The 13,802-nt window shown below is 68.6% G+C and carries 13 protein-coding genes; 11 read left to right on the top strand and 2 right to left on the bottom strand.

Annotated elements, in window-relative coordinates; translation table 11 throughout:
* Window positions 1-87: 87 nt before the first annotated feature.
* Window positions 88-711, top strand: coding sequence for a choice-of-anchor C family protein (locus tag IE198_RS20740; protein WP_189888761.1), 624 nt, complete (start codon window positions 88-90; stop codon window positions 709-711).
* Between the two features lie 367 nt (window positions 712-1,078).
* On the opposite strand, the gene IE198_RS20735 is transcribed toward IE198_RS20740, so the two are convergent.
* Together IE198_RS20735 and IE198_RS20730 are read right to left on the bottom strand one after the other, a co-directional pair.
* Complete coding sequence (locus IE198_RS20735) at window positions 1,079-1,900, bottom strand: SCO6745 family protein (protein ID WP_189888759.1); 822 nt, start codon at window positions 1,898-1,900, stop codon at window positions 1,079-1,081.
* A 5-nt stretch (window positions 1,901-1,905) separates the two neighbouring features.
* Window positions 1,906-2,778 (bottom strand): alpha/beta fold hydrolase, encoded by an 873-nt coding sequence (locus IE198_RS20730; RefSeq protein ID WP_373299915.1) that lies wholly within the window; start codon window positions 2,776-2,778, stop codon window positions 1,906-1,908.
* A gap of 366 nt (window positions 2,779-3,144) precedes the next feature.
* Here IE198_RS20730 and IE198_RS20725 point away from each other — a divergent pair, with 366 nt between their 5' ends.
* The 10 genes from IE198_RS20725 to IE198_RS20680 all read left to right on the top strand — a co-directional run bounded on the left by IE198_RS20725 (window position 3,145) and on the right by IE198_RS20680 (window position 13,783).
* Window positions 3,145-4,344, top strand: coding sequence for an acetyl-CoA C-acyltransferase (locus IE198_RS20725; RefSeq protein WP_189888754.1), 1,200 nt, complete (start codon window positions 3,145-3,147; stop codon window positions 4,342-4,344).
* Window positions 4,345-4,443: 99 nt separating this feature from the next.
* On the top strand, window positions 4,444-5,073 hold the full coding sequence (locus IE198_RS20720; RefSeq protein ID WP_229834154.1) for an HAD family hydrolase: 630 nt from the start codon (window positions 4,444-4,446) through the stop codon (window positions 5,071-5,073).
* An 84-nt stretch (window positions 5,074-5,157) separates the two neighbouring features.
* Window positions 5,158-6,732, top strand: a complete 1,575-nt coding sequence (locus IE198_RS20715; RefSeq protein ID WP_189888749.1) for a class I adenylate-forming enzyme family protein — start codon at window positions 5,158-5,160, stop codon at window positions 6,730-6,732.
* A 17-nt stretch (window positions 6,733-6,749) separates the two neighbouring features.
* Window positions 6,750-7,715, top strand: a complete 966-nt coding sequence (locus IE198_RS20710; RefSeq protein WP_189888747.1) for an NAD(P)H-dependent flavin oxidoreductase — start codon at window positions 6,750-6,752, stop codon at window positions 7,713-7,715.
* A 205-nt stretch (window positions 7,716-7,920) separates the two neighbouring features.
* Complete coding sequence (locus IE198_RS20705; RefSeq protein ID WP_189888745.1) at window positions 7,921-8,613, top strand: TetR/AcrR family transcriptional regulator; 693 nt, start codon at window positions 7,921-7,923, stop codon at window positions 8,611-8,613.
* A gap of 515 nt (window positions 8,614-9,128) precedes the next feature.
* On the top strand, window positions 9,129-9,947 hold the full coding sequence (locus IE198_RS20700) for an SDR family oxidoreductase (RefSeq protein WP_189888743.1): 819 nt from the start codon (window positions 9,129-9,131) through the stop codon (window positions 9,945-9,947).
* The gene (locus IE198_RS20695) at window positions 9,944-10,756 is read left to right on the top strand and encodes an enoyl-CoA hydratase-related protein (RefSeq protein ID WP_189888741.1); all 813 of its coding nucleotides are present in this window, start codon (window positions 9,944-9,946) and stop codon (window positions 10,754-10,756) included. Before IE198_RS20700 ends, IE198_RS20695 begins: the two co-directional genes overlap by 4 nt.
* The gene (locus tag IE198_RS20690; RefSeq protein ID WP_189888739.1) at window positions 10,743-11,972 is read left to right on the top strand and encodes an acyl-CoA dehydrogenase family protein; all 1,230 of its coding nucleotides are present in this window, start codon (window positions 10,743-10,745) and stop codon (window positions 11,970-11,972) included. Before IE198_RS20695 ends, IE198_RS20690 begins: the two co-directional genes overlap by 14 nt.
* A 1-nt stretch (window position 11,973) precedes the next feature.
* Window positions 11,974-12,756 carry an SDR family oxidoreductase gene (locus IE198_RS20685; RefSeq protein ID WP_189888738.1) on the top strand — a complete coding sequence of 261 codons (783 nt, stop codon included), beginning with the start codon at window positions 11,974-11,976 and terminating at the stop codon, window positions 12,754-12,756.
* Window positions 12,749-13,783: a phosphotransferase family protein gene (locus tag IE198_RS20680; RefSeq protein WP_189888735.1), complete on the top strand. Its 1,035-nt coding sequence runs from the start codon at window positions 12,749-12,751 to the stop codon at window positions 13,781-13,783. Before IE198_RS20685 ends, IE198_RS20680 begins: the two co-directional genes overlap by 8 nt.
* The last annotated feature ends 19 nt before the right edge of the window (window positions 13,784-13,802 follow it).

The following is a 13,802-nucleotide window of genomic DNA, read 5'->3' as shown; positions in this document are numbered from 1 at the left end:
TGCCTCTGTGTCTGCCCACCCCATTCGTGAAGGTTTGTGGGAGTTTCTGCACATCCGGTTGTTTCGCCCTCTTATCGGAAGGCTCCCATGCTGTCCAAGCGTCTCTACGCCGCGCTCGCCGCGGCCGGTCTGCTTGCGGGTGTCGGTACCGCTGCGGCATCCCCTGCGCACAGCGCCCACTCCGTCGGTACCGCGGCAGTCCAGGCCGCCACCACCGCTTTCACCAACGGCAGCTTCGAAACCCCCACCGCCCCACCGAACTACTGGACGACCTTCTACGCGGGGCAGACCATGGGCCTGTGGCAGGTCGACAGCGGAGATGTGGATCTGAAGGACGACGGCGTCTGGCAGGCTGCGGAGGGCAACCAGTCCCTGGACCTCAACGGCGGCACCGCGGGCACAGTGTCCCAGACCTTCACCACGGAGCCCGGGACGAAGTACACCGTGACGTACTCTCTCGCCGGCAACCCCGGTGGTGCGCCGACGGTGAAGAGAGGCGAAGTTCGCATCGACGGGCAGAACTTCCAGGACTTCACCTTCAACACCGTCGGCAAGACCTTCGCGAACATGGGTTACGTGACACGGCAGTTCACGTTCGTGGCCAACAACCCTTCCACGAAGCTGACGTTCGCCAGCACTTCCGGGCCCACTGCCTACGGCCCTGTCATCGACGACGTCAAGGTCAGGAGCTGCTCCAGTTGCGGGAACTGATCCGGCAGTTCATGCGGCTGGAGCCGTGACCGCGTAGGTTCGCCGGTTGGTCGGGCTGCCGTTCCGAGAAGGGCGTCCGCCCCGGCGGACGCCCTTCTCGCTTCTTGTGCGGGCGCGTTCGCGTCGTTCGGCGGCCAGGACGTCTGAACGGACCTGCGGAGAGGGGCCCTTGGACCTCTGTGCCCGTCTCGGCGCTACCGTGCAGTCATGCCTGGGGAGACCGAGGTGTCGCCCTTGGAGAGCAACGGCCGCGGTTTCCTGCACCACAGCGACTTCAGGTGTGGTCCGACCGCTGTGGGTGGCCAGGGCCCGTTCGTCGGCCACATACGAGCCGATCACCCCCGAGCGGAGGGGGTGAAGGGCTCGATCAGCCGATCTTGAGAAGGCCGGCGTCGACGACCGCGCGGCCGAAGGGGCTCGCGAGTTCGGCGAGGCGATCGCAGTCGGCGTCACCCAGGGCGGCGTAGGCGGGAAGGGCCAGGTGGTCGGTACGGTCCTCGATGTGCCGGCGCAGGCGTACGCCTTCCGGGCTGAGGGAGTCGCCCTCGAGAAGACCTCGTGTGCGCAACTGCTCCTCGGTGGCGGCCCACTCCTCCTCGGGCCAGGCGCGGCTTGCCTTGAGGAAGTCGACGGGGACGTCCCCGGTGGCAGCGTGCAGAATCAGGGACTCCAGGCCCCCGAGGCCCTCGCTCAGCAGGCACGCGACATGGCCGTCGCCACGGAACTCCCGGAGCAGGGTCTGGGCATGCCACAGTTGCAGTACCGGTTCGTCCGGCCAGGGCAGCGCCGCATGGGCGGCGAACAGCGGGCGGCCCTGCGGGTGTCCGCAGGCCGCCTCGGCGGCCCGGCGGGTCAGTGCCAGGACCTCGTCCAGAGCGGGGAGTTCGTGGATCCCGGCCCGTCGCAGGGCCTCGCTCGCGGCTGCGTGCCGCGCGTCCAGCACCTGCTGCGGCGTCGCCGCGTCCCAGGCCCCGTCGATCGCCTTGCGGACGAAATCGGGGTTGAAGTTGTAGAAGGTCGAGATGACCAGCTCGGCGGATGCTCGGCCGAAGGCGGCGCTCCGGGAGGCGAAGTACCCGGCGCGTCCGCTCAGTCCGAGGTCCGCGTACCGTCGCCTTCCCTCCGGGGCGAAGTAGATCATGGCGTGTACGGGCTCGAGTCGGCGCCAGGCTGCTCGCGCTGTCTTCATGGGGGTCACCTGTTCTGAGAGTCGGCAGTCGGGGACTTCGCTGTGGTTCCGTGATCGCCGTGTGTTCGCAGATGTTCGAGCAGTACGAGGTTCAGCGTCTCGGGCGCCTCCTCCGGGATCCAGTGGCTGACGCCCTGGAGGGTCTCGAACCGGTACGGCCCGTTGACCCACTGCCCGGTTTCCTGCGCGGCCGCCGGGCCGAAAGCGCTGTCCTGCGTGCTCCAGACGTACAGCGTGGGCACGTCGATGACGCCGATCGCGCCGTCGGGGCGGCCGGCGCGGTACCAGTTCAGCGCCGCGGTGAGGGCGCCCGGTTGGGACAGGTGCCGCACGTAGGCCTCGACACTGTCCTGCGGGACCTTTCCGGCGTACGAGGCGCGAAGCGCCTCGGCATCGTCTGCGAGCATGTGTTCTTCGGTCGCGGGCGCCTCGCGCCAGTCGATCATGTAGCGCGATCGTTCTCGCTGGTCCTGGTCGGTACGCAGGGTGGTGGCCAGAGCGCCGGGGTGCGGCGTCGAGACAACCGTCAGGGTGCGCACCCGGCCGGGGTGGGCATCGGCGGTCCACCACGCCACTGCGCCTCCCCAGTCATGGCCCACCAGGTCGAAGGACGCCCAGCCCAGTTCCTCCGTGATCGCGAGCACATCGTCGACCAGGGCGCCGATGCGGTAGTCCTCGGGCCGTTCGGGGCGGGCCCCGGGGGAGTACCCACGCTGGTCGGGTGCCACCACCCGGTAGCCGTGCGTGGCCAACGCCGCGATCTGCCGTTGCCACGCCAGCCCCGTCTGGGGGAAGCCGTGCAGCAACAGCACGGGGCGGCCCTCGGGTGGGCCCGCCACGATCGCGTCGAATACGCCCGCAGCAGTGGAGATGCTCAGCTCGGTCACTGTCCGCCCCTTCATACCGACTGGTCGGTCAGCCTCCAGTCGTGGAAATGGATTGTCAAGGTCGAGGGCGCACGCTTCCCGCAAGGGGGACCGTGGGTGGCGCCTTCTGGGCGGGCGTTGCGTCAGGAGTCAGGTTGAACCTGACGCCGGATTCAACTATAACCAACAGGAGGCCGGCTCCCGTCACCCTGAGGGCATGGCGCACGCCCCCGGAAGAGGGGAGGCGGTCGCTGACTGCTTGCAGCGCCCCAGGTGGCATTCGGAGAGGCCGACCGGCATCGAGTCCGGCTCACGGAACTCGGGACTCCGGCCCTGAACCCCCGGACGAACCGGACCGACAGGAAGCAGTGAGGCGACATGAGGGAAGCAGTCATCGTTTCGACGGCACGGACGCCGATCGGTAGGGCGTACCGCGGTGCGTTCAACGACACCCAGGCGCAGGAACTTGCCGCCCATGCCCTCTCGCACGCGGTGCAGCGTGCCGGGCTCGAGGGAGGTGAGGTCGAGGATGTGATCTTCGGCTGCGCCGTGCAGCAGGGATCCTCCGGTTTCAATGTCGCGCGTCAGGCCGTTCTTCGTGCCGGACTTCCGGACACCGTGTCGGGGATGACGGTCGACCGGCAGTGCTCGTCGGGTCTGATGGCGATCGCGACGGCCGCCAAGCAGATAGTCACCGACGGCATGCAGGTCGCCGTCGGCGGCGGTGTCGAGTCGATCTCCTTGGTGCAGAACGACCACATGAACAACCACCGCGCGGCGGATCCCTGGCTGGTCGAGAACAAGCCGAGCATCTACATGCCGATGCTGCAGACGGCGGAGATCGTCGCCGAACGTTACGGCGTGAGCCGGGAACGCCAGGACGAGTTCGCGCTGGTGTCACAGCAGCGCACCGCGGCGGCGCAGGAGGCCGGACGGTTCGATCAGGAGATCGTCGCGCTCGCCAGTGTCAAGAAGGTCCTGGACAAGCAGTCCGGGGAGGCGCGGGACGAGGCTGTGACCCTGACCCGGGACGAGGGCAACCGCGCTTCGACCACACTCGAGGGTCTGGCCGGACTGGCGCCGGTGCTGCCGGACGGTCAGGTGACCGTGCGTTCCAGCGTGACGGCGGGTAACTCCTCGCAGCTGTCGGACGGGGCTTCGGCGTCGGTGTTGATGGAGGCCCAGGAGGCCGAGCGCCGCGGACTGGAGCCGCTGGGCGTCTACCGGGGTATGGCCGTTGCCGGTTGCGGTCCGGACGAGATGGGCATCGGCCCCGTGTTCGCCATTCCGAAGCTGCTGAAGCAGCACGACCTCACCGTCGACGACATCGGCCTGTGGGAACTCAACGAGGCGTTCGCTTCCCAGGCGCTGTACTGCCGGGACGAACTGCACATCGACCCGGAGCGGTTCAACGTCAATGGCGGTGCCATCTCGGTCGGCCATCCGTACGGAATGACCGGCGCCCGGCTGGTGGGGCACGCCCTGATCGAGGGCAGGCGCCGGGGTGTCCGGTATGTGGTGATCTCGATGTGTATCGGCGGCGGAATGGGCGCGGCCGGGCTGTTCGAGGTTGCCTGAGGTTCTGCTCCCGCCCGGGGCGCCGGTCGGAGATGGCTGCGGTCGCATGAGGCCGGTGGAGTGCCGGCCGCAAGAGAGAGAGTGGGTACTGTGTCGAAAGTGGTGGAAAAGGCCCGAACCGCGGTGCTCGTGGACTTCGGCGGGGTCATCACCTCCAGTGTGTTGCGGGCTTTCACCGACTTCGGCGCCTCGCTCGGCGGCGACCCCCGCCTGCCGCTCGACCTTCTGAGCCGGGACCAGCCGTCACGCACCCTCCTGGCCGATCACGAGTCGGGCCGTATCGACGCGGAAGCCTTCGAGCGAGGGTTCGCCGAGCGTCTTCGCGTCCACGGCGCCGACGTACAGGCGGAGGGGCTCACGGCCCGGATGCAAGCAGGAATGTCGATCGATCAGGACGTGCTCGCCCTGCTGAACGATCTCCGCGACGCCGGGTACCCCGTGGCGCTGGTATCCAATTCGTTCGGTACCGGAACCTACGACGGCGTCGACCTCGCCGCCGTGGCCGACACCGTCGTCATCTCCGCCGAGGTCGGGATCCGCAAGCCCTCCCGGCGGATTTACGCGATCGCATGTGAACGCCTCGGCGTCGCCGCCGAGGAAGCAGTCATGATCGACGATCTGCAGCAGAACCTCGACGGAGCGGCGCGGATCGGAATCGAGGGCGTGCTGCACACCAGTGCCGCCGACACCCGCCGCCAACTCGCCGAACGCTTCAGGATCATCGCCTGACCGATCGGTCGACCGGTCGGGGGAGATCGGTCATGCCTGGACCCGCACCGCATCACCTGCTCACATCCCCGGAAGGCACCGCCCATGGCCAGTGTTCTCGACCCGGTCTGCCGTCACGCGGCCGCAACTCCCGACAACATCGCGCTGCGCGGCGGCGCGGATCAATGGACCTATCGGCAACTGCACGACGCGAGCGCACAGTACGCGGGCGCCTTGGCGGCCGCGGGCCTTTCTCCCGGGGACCGGGTGCTGCTGGCAGCGCCGTCGGTGCCCGAGTTCGTGGTGGCCTATCTCGGGATCCAGGCCGCGGGCTGTGTCGTGGTGCCGGTCAACACGATGTCCACCCGGGCCGAAGCCGAGTACGTCCTCGGCGACGCAGGGTGCTCGTTGGCGATCGCATGGCACGCCCTCGGCCCCGCCGTGGCGGAGGCGGCCGCGACGCTCAAGGTGCCCTCCTGGACGCTGTCCCCCGGCGCGACGGTCACCGATGCCGCCCCCGCCCCCGTCGTCGACCGGGACCGCGACGAGACCGCGGCCATCCTGTACACCTCGGGTACGACAGGGCGGCCGAAGGGCGCCCAACTCACAGTGGGGAACCTGTTGTCCGCGGGGGAGATCGGCGCCGAGTGCAGCCGCGGAACGAGTGCCGACCGAACCGGCACGGGGCTCCCACTGTTCCACGTGTTCGGACAGGCGTCCGTCATGATGGCGACATTGACCGTGGGCGGCTCGATGTCGTTGCTGGCCCGATTCGACCCGACGTCGATGCTGGAGATGCTGCGTCGCGACCGGCTCACCATCATGGCCGGCGTACCGACCATGTGGAACGCGATGCTGTACTCGGCGGGTGATGCGAATCCGGCGGACTTCGCCGCGCTACGCGTCGCCGTCTCCGGCGGTGCGTCCCTTCCCGGGGAGATCGCCCGGGCCTTCGAGGCCCGGTTCGACTGCACCATCCTCGAAGGCTATGGGCTCACAGAGACCACCGCGTTCGGCACTTTCAACGACATCGACTCCGGCGGCAAAACCGGGTACACCGGGCGGGCGGTCCCGCAGCTGCAGGTGCAGGTGCGTGACATCGACGGGAACGAGTGCCCGCCGGGTACCGTCGGCGAGGTCCACATCAAGGGGCCCACGGTGATGCGCGGCTACTGGAACCGCCCCGCGGACACCGCCGCGGCAATCTCGCCCGACGGCTGGTTCCGGACCGGCGACCTTGGCGAAACCGACACGGACGGCGACCTGCGCATCGTCGACCGGATCAAGGACCTGATCATTCGTGGCGGCTACAACGTCTACCCCGGTGAGGTCGAGGAAGTGCTCTACGAGCACCCCGACATCATCGAGGCGGCCGTGATCGGCGTTCCCGACGACCACTACGGTGAGGAGGTCGCCGCGCTCGTCGCCGCCCGGCCCGGTTCGGAACTCGGTGCCGCTGAGGTGTCGAGCTGGACACGAGAGCGATTGTCCGCCTACAAGGTCCCGCGCATCATCCGGTTCGTCGATGCCCTGCCCAAGGGCCCGAGCGGGAAGATCCTCAAGCGTTCCATCGACCGTACGGAGTTGACCCGCGAGCCGGGCCCGGCGACACAGCCGCCCGCCGCCACTGAACATCCGTCGACGGACGAGACGTGTCCACCGCAGAAGAAAGACGCATGACACATGGTGAGTCGCTCATGAGCCTGCCTCCCGTCCTGCGGGACCGGCTTCGCCTGCCCGTGGTCGCGTCGCCGATGTTCATCGTCTCCAATCCGGAGCTGGTCATCGCCCAGTCGACCTCCGGGATCGTGGGTTCCTTCCCCACGCTGAACGCGCGTCCCCAGTCGGCACTGCGCGAATGGCTGCAGCGCATAACGCGGGAGCTGGCCAAGCACGACGCCGACCATCCCGAGGCACCGTCCGCGCCGTTCGCGGTCAATCTCATCGTGCACAGGACCAACTCACGCCTGGAGGAGGACCTCGCGACCGTCGTGGAGTTCAAGGTGCCGATCATCATCACCTCTCTCGGCGCCCGGGCCGATGTGAGCGATGCGGTCCACTCCTACGGCGGCATCGTGCTGCACGATGTCATCAGCAACCGGTTCGCGCGCAAGGCGGTGGCAAAGGGCGCGGACGGCCTGATCGCCGTCGCCGCGGGCGCGGGCGGTCACGCCGGCACGCAGTCACCCTTCGCGCTCGTACAGGAGATTCGCGACTGGTTCGACGGCCCCCTTCTGCTGTCGGGCTCCATCGCCCACGGCCGCTCGATCCTCGCCGCGCAGGCCGCCGGCGCGGACCTCGCCTACGTGGGTTCGGCGTTCATCGCCACCGACGAGGCGAACTCGGAGGACCGGTACAAGCAGATGATCGTGGACTCCACCGCTGCGGACATCGTGTACTCCAACCTGTTCACCGGCGTGCACGGCAACTACCTCCGTGGCAGCATCGAGGCCGCGGGGCTCGATCCAGCCGCACTACCCGGCTCCGATCCGTCCGCCATGGACTTCGGAAACCGGGACATCAAAGGGGCGAAGGCGTGGCGGGACATCTGGGGCGCCGGTCAGGGCGTCGGTGCGGTCGGGGCAGTACTTCCTGCGGCAGCGGTCGTCGAGCGCTTCGCCCGTGAGTACGCCGAGGCGAAGCGTCGGCTTCGGCGCATGTGACGGTGTACGTGCAGCCGCACCGCACAACTGAGTGCCGTTGTCGGCGGGTACCGGCGACTTGGCCCCGGCGGGGCCGCCTCGCTCGCGCACCCCGGCCGCTTCGGCTTCTTTGCGAACGGTCGGCACCGGCTCCGGAGGTTCCGCGGGCCTCGCGCACACTTTGCGTTTATGACTCCGACGTCGGTTTCAAGTAGGGTTTCTGGTGATGGATACCACTGCGTCCGAGCAGAGTGACAGCGAGAAGGCCCCGCCGATGGCGCCTCTCTCGCCGCTTCGCGAGCCGCCGACGACGAAGCGCGGAGCGCGGACACGCGCCGCTTTGGTGCAGGCCGCGCGGAAGGTGTTCGAGCGGGACGGCTACCTCGACACCCGTCTGGTGGACATCGCCAAGGAGGCCCGATGTGCGACGGGGTCCTTCTACACCTACTTCGCCAACAAGGAAGAGGTGCTTGCCGCCGTCCTCCTGGAGGCGCAGGAGGACATGTTGCACCCCGGCGTGGGCCGGGTGCAGAGTACCGACGATCCGTATGCGGTACTCGAGGCGAGCAATCGCGCGTATCTCGAGGCGTACAAACGGAACGCGAAGCTGATGGGACTGCTTGAGCAGGTCGCACAAGTGGAGCCCGCCTTTCGTGAGTTCCGAAACCGGCGCTCGGATGCGTTCGTTCGCCGCAACGCCCGGGGCATCGCCGACCTGCAGGCGCGGGGTGTCGCAGACCGTGAGGTTGATCCGATGATGGCCTCCCATGCGCTCTCGGGCATGGTCAGCCTCATGGCCTACAAGGCGTTCGTGCTCGGCGAAGGGCGAGAAGAAGATACGCCGGTGGACTTCGAGGAGCTCGTGTCCACGGTCACACGGCTCTGGGCGAACGCCCTGCGGTTCCCCGGCCACAGCTGATCCGGCAGTAGCGCCGGCCGGGGCGGAGCCCGCCCCTTCGACCGTTCGACCGTCCTGGTGCCCCGCATCGGCGACGAGCACCGGCTTGCGCGAGCCTTCACGCACGACCACGTGACTCATCCACCCTCGAACCGCCGGGCACCTTCCTCCTTATCCCCTCCGCGGAGGTGACGGGCGCAGGCGGTCACGGCCGTCGTCGCGGCTCAGGGCGAAGCCGTCGAGCTTCAGCGGCGACGGGACGGCCACCGAGCCGGGCCGGGCCAGAGGCGCGCAGCCGATGCGCGATGGGCCCGTCGGTCCTCGTGCCCTCGGGAGAAGGAACCAATGGGCGCCGATGCCAACCGTGCATCCTCCGGGCGCAATTCAGTGGGGCAGGCTGCCCTTCTCCACGAGGTTGACATGCCCCTCGGTTGAACTTGACGTCGGATTCAATTATACAGGTGGTGCAGAGACCGCGGTCACCTCGTTTCGGGGGTGCCCCGCCACCGCACGCCCCGCCACGGAGAGGGTTCGCTGTGAACGTTGCACAAAGAGTCGCCGTCGTCACCGGTGGCGGTGGAGGTATCGGCGGCGCGCTGGTCGCCCGGCTCGCTCGCGACGGTGCACGGGTCGTCGTCGCAGACCTCGACGCGGACACCGCGCGGGCGGTATCGGAGAGAGTCAACGCCGACCACCCCGAAAGCACCGTCAGCGCCGGCGTAGACGCGTCGGACACTGCCCAGATCCAGCAGTTGATCGCCCTCGCGGAGAGCGCGTTCGGACCGGTCGACCTCTACTTCGCGAACGCGGGCATCGCCGGGGCACCGGGCCTCGACGTGAGCGAGCAGGACTGGGACGTCTCGATCGACGTGAACCTTCGAGCCCACATCCGTGCGGCGAAGCTGCTGGTGCCGGGGTGGCTCGAGCGCGGCGAGGGCTACTTCGTCAGCACCGCCTCGGCGGCCGGGCTGCTCACCCAGATCGGCTCCGCCACGTACTCCGTCACCAAGCACGCGGCCGTCGGCTTCGCCGAATGGCTGAACGTCACCTATGGCGATCGCGGGGTCCGTGTCAGCTGCCTGTGCCCGATGGGGGTGAACACCAGGATGCTGTCCTTGGGGGAGGACTCCGGGGACGCGCTGGGAAGAGCGGCCACGCAGGCCGTCACCTCCGCGGGTGACGTCCTCGAGCCGGCCGAGGTCGCCGACGCCGTCCTCGCCGCGATCGAGGAGGAACGCTTCCTGATCCTGCCGCACGAAGACGTTCTGGACATGTACCGGCAGAAGGGCTCGGACTACGACCGGTGGCTGCGCGGCATGCGCCGCTACCAGAACTCCCTGCTGGCGCAGGCATGACCGGCGAACCCGACGAGCTCGTCCTCGCCGAACACCGCGGGCCGGTGCTGGTGCTCACGTTCAACCGGCCGGCCAAGCTGAACGCCTGGACCGACGAACTCGAAGATCGCTACTTCACGCTGCTCGACGCCGCCGAAGACGACCCGGACGTACGCGCCGTCGTGGTCACCGGCGCGGGACGCGGATTCTGCGCCGGCGCCGACCTCCAGCGGCTGCAGTCGGTCGGCGAGGTCTCCGAGGCGGACAGGGCGCGGCGCCGACCGCGCGACGTGCCGCTGACCCTGCGCAAACCGCTGATCGGTGCGGTGGGTGGGGTTGCCGCGGGCCTGGGCATGGTGGAGGCGCTCTACTGCGACATTCGTTTCGGCTCGCCCGCGGCCCGGTTCACCACGGCATTCGCGCAGCGCGGTCTGATTGCCGAGTACGGGATCTCCTGGCTGTTGCCGCGGCTCGTGGGGCACAGCCGGGCCATGGACCTGTTGCTGTCGAGTCGCATGGTCGACGCCGAGGAGGCACTGCGTATCGGACTCCTCGACCACCTGGTCCCCACCGGCAGTGTGGTCGATGCCGCTGTCGCGTACGCCGCCGGTCTCGCGGCGCGCTGCTCCCCGGCATCCATGGCCACCATCAAGAGCCAACTGCAGGGCGACGCGGACGGCACCTACGCCGATTCCCTGGCCCGGGCGGAAGGCGCCATGCTCCAGGCCTTCCGCGGGGCCGATTTCGTCGAAGGCGTTGCCAGTCACCTCGACAAGCGCCCACCGAGTTTTCCCTCCCTACCCGTCAGGAGTTCCAATGTCCCTGTTTGAGACGTCGGATCGCGCCAAGAAGTACCAGGCGGATCTGCTCGAGTTCATGGATTCGCACATCTACCCCGCCGAGGAGGTGTACGACGAGCAGATGCGCGCGTCGGGTGACCCGCACTTCCAACCGCCGATCATCGAGGAACTCAAGGCGGAGGCGCGAAAGCGCGGACTGTGGAACCTCTTCCACCCGCACCCCGAGTGGGGCCCTGGGCTGACGAATCTCGAGTACGCGCCACTGGCGGAGATCATGGGGCGCAGCCACATCGCTTCGGAGGCGTGCAACTGCAATGCCCCGGACACCGGGAACATGGAGGTGCTCACCCTCTTCGGCACCGACGAGCACAAGGAGAAGTACCTCAAGCCGTTGCTCGAAGGCACCATGGCCTCGGCGTTCGCGATGACCGAGCCGGCAGTGGCCAGTTCCGACGCCACCAACATCGAGCTGCGCATGGAGCGCGACGGCGACGAGTACCTCCTCAACGGCCGCAAGTGGTTCGCCTCGAACGCGATGCACAAGAACTGCAAGGTGCTCATCGTGATGGGCAAGACCGACCCCACGGCGGCCCCACATCGCCAGCAGTCGATGATGGTCGTCCCGATCGACGCCCCCGGAGTCACCGTCGTCCGGAACCTCCCGGTGTTCGGGTACGCGGATCGCGAGGGCCACGCGGAGATCACCTTCGAGAATGTGCGGGTGCCGGCCAAGGACGTCCTCAAGGGCGAGGGCGAGGGCTTCGCGATCAGTCAGGCCCGGCTCGGGCCCGGTCGTATCCACCACTGCATGCGGGCGATCGGCGCGGCCGAGCGGGCGCTGGAGCTGATGTGCCGGCGTGCGCAGTCACGGGTGACGTTCGGTCGTCCCGTTGCCGACCGTTCCAATGTCCAGGACTGGATCGCGGAAGCGCGTATCGATATCGAGATGATCCGTCTGCTCACGCTCAAGGCCGCGCATCTGATGGACACGGTCGGGAACAAGGAAGCGCGCACCGAGATCGCGGCCATCAAGGTCGCTGCCCCGAACATCGCGTTGAAGATCATCGACCGCGCCATACAGGTGCACGGGGGAGCAGGTGTGACCGAGGACTTCCCGTTGGCGATGATGTACGCGCATCTGCGGACCTTGCGGCTGGCGGACGGTCCCGACGAGGTCCACAAGCGGGCCATCGCCAGGCAGGAACTGCGGCAGTACCGCGACGCCGCCACGGCAGTGGTGGGTTGAGATGGCAGGACTGGATCTCACCGGGCGCACCGCCGTCGTCACCGGCGCCTCGCGGGGTATCGGGCTGGCGATCGCCCAGGCCATCGCCGCGGCCGGCGGAAACGTCGTCCTCACCTCCCGGTCCCAGGAATCGGCTGACGCCGCCGCGGCCCAGGTGGGCGGTTCGGCGCTGGGAGTCGGTGCGCACGCGGTCGACGAAGAGGCGGCCCAGCGCTGTGTGGACCTGACGCTCGAGCGCTTCGGAAGCCTGGACATCCTCGTCAACAACGCGGGGACCAACCCGGCCTTCGGGCCGGTCATCGACCAGGACCACGGTCGGTTCGCCAAGACCTTCGACGTGAACCTGTGGGCTCCCGTCCTGTGGACGGGTCTGGCCACGCGGGCCTGGATGGGCGAGCACGGCGGGGCGGTCGTCAACACCGCGTCCGTCGGCGGTATGGCCTTCGAGGCGAACATCGGGTTGTACAACGCGTCGAAGGCCGCGCTCATCCATCTCACGAAGCAATTGGCCCTGGAACTCTCGCCGAAGGTTCGCGTCAACGCGGTGGCACCGGGTGTGGTGCGCACGAAGCTGGCCGAGGCCCTGTGGAAGGAGCACGAGCAGGCCGTGTCGGCGTCGACGGCGCTCGGACGCATAGGGGAGCCTGCCGACGTCGCCTCGGCGGTCGCCTTCCTCGTGTCGGACGCCGCGAGCTGGATCACCGGCGAGACCATGGTGATCGACGGCGGACAGTTGCTCGGTGACGCGCTCCCGTTCAGGCAGGGAGTCGGCATCGGTGTCTAGCACGGGCATCGTGGGAGTCGACGCCGGGGCGGTGAGCCGCTGGTTGGGGACCCTCGGCGTCGACTTCGCGGGGCCGCCCGTCTTCGACCGGATCGGGCTCGGCCAGTCGAATCTGACCTACCTGGTACGGGATCAGGACGGCCGCAGGTGGGTGCTGCGGCGCCCACCACTGGGTCGCCTGCTGGCATCGGCGCACGACGTGGCCCGCGAGGCACGGATTCTGACCGCGCTGGAGGGCACCGCCGTCCCGACCCCGCGGGTGCTCGGGCTGATCGATGATCCTGCCGTGACCGATGCCCCACTGCTGCTCATGGAGTTCGTGGACGGCCAGGTCGTCGACACTACGTCGATCGCACGGTCGTTGACGCCCGAGCGCCGCCGGGCGATCGGGATGTCGTTGCCGCGGACGCTGGCGAAGATCCACGCGGTCGATCTCGAGGCGACGGGGCTGACCGGTCTGGCCGGCCACAAGCCGTATGCGCAGCGTCAGCTCAAGCGGTGGTCGGGCCAGTGGGAGAGGTCCAGGACCCGCGAGCTGCCCGCCCTCGAGGACCTCACCCGGCGCCTCGTCGCGGCCGTCCCGGAGCAGCGCGAACTGACGCTCGTACACGGCGACTTCCACCTGCGCAACGTCATCACCTCCTACGACAGCGGGGAGGTGACCGCGGTGCTCGACTGGGAGTTGTCGACACTGGGGGATCCGTTGGCGGACATGGGCAGCCTGCTGGCCTACTGGCCGGCCAAGGGTGAGAACACCTCGGGCGACTTCGGCGCGACCGCTCTCGACGGCTTCCCGACCCGCGAGGAACTCGTGGCGGCCTACTCGGCGGCGTCGGGACGCGACCTGGCGGCGCTGGGCTACTGGCACGCGATGGGACTGTGGAAGGTCGCGATCATCGCGGAGGGCGTCATGCGCCGCGCGATGGACGAACCGCGGAACAAGGCCGCGTCAGGGACCCCGACCGCTGAGCGCATCGACGCGCTGGTGGCGAAGGCCCACGAAGTCGCGGACACGGCAGGCATCTGACCCGATCGCATGCCCACGG

Origin of the sequence: Streptomyces xantholiticus (assembly GCF_014651015.1) — a bacterium.
Taxonomy (GTDB): Bacteria; Actinomycetota; Actinomycetes; order Streptomycetales; family Streptomycetaceae; genus Streptomyces; species Streptomyces xantholiticus.
This window is presented reverse-complemented; position numbering and strand designations above follow the sequence as displayed.

What these genes read in the sequence shown, in the direction of transcription:
- IE198_RS20740 (WP_189888761.1), top strand. Translation starts at nt 88, where the DNA reads ATGCTGTCCAAGCGTCTCTACGCCGCGCTCGCCGCGGCCGGTCTGCTT.
- IE198_RS20735 (WP_189888759.1), bottom strand. Translation starts at nt 1,900, where the DNA reads ATGAAGACAGCGCGAGCAGCCTGGCGCCGACTCGAGCCCGTACACGCC.
- IE198_RS20725 (WP_189888754.1), top strand. Translation starts at nt 3,145, where the DNA reads ATGAGGGAAGCAGTCATCGTTTCGACGGCACGGACGCCGATCGGTAGG.
- IE198_RS20715 (WP_189888749.1), top strand. Translation starts at nt 5,158, where the DNA reads ATGGCCAGTGTTCTCGACCCGGTCTGCCGTCACGCGGCCGCAACTCCC.
- IE198_RS20710 (WP_189888747.1), top strand. Translation starts at nt 6,750, where the DNA reads ATGAGCCTGCCTCCCGTCCTGCGGGACCGGCTTCGCCTGCCCGTGGTC.
- IE198_RS20705 (WP_189888745.1), top strand. Translation starts at nt 7,921, where the DNA reads ATGGATACCACTGCGTCCGAGCAGAGTGACAGCGAGAAGGCCCCGCCG.
- IE198_RS20695 (WP_189888741.1), top strand. Translation starts at nt 9,944, where the DNA reads ATGACCGGCGAACCCGACGAGCTCGTCCTCGCCGAACACCGCGGGCCG.
- IE198_RS20690 (WP_189888739.1), top strand. Translation starts at nt 10,743, where the DNA reads ATGTCCCTGTTTGAGACGTCGGATCGCGCCAAGAAGTACCAGGCGGAT.
- IE198_RS20685 (WP_189888738.1), top strand. Translation starts at nt 11,974, where the DNA reads ATGGCAGGACTGGATCTCACCGGGCGCACCGCCGTCGTCACCGGCGCC.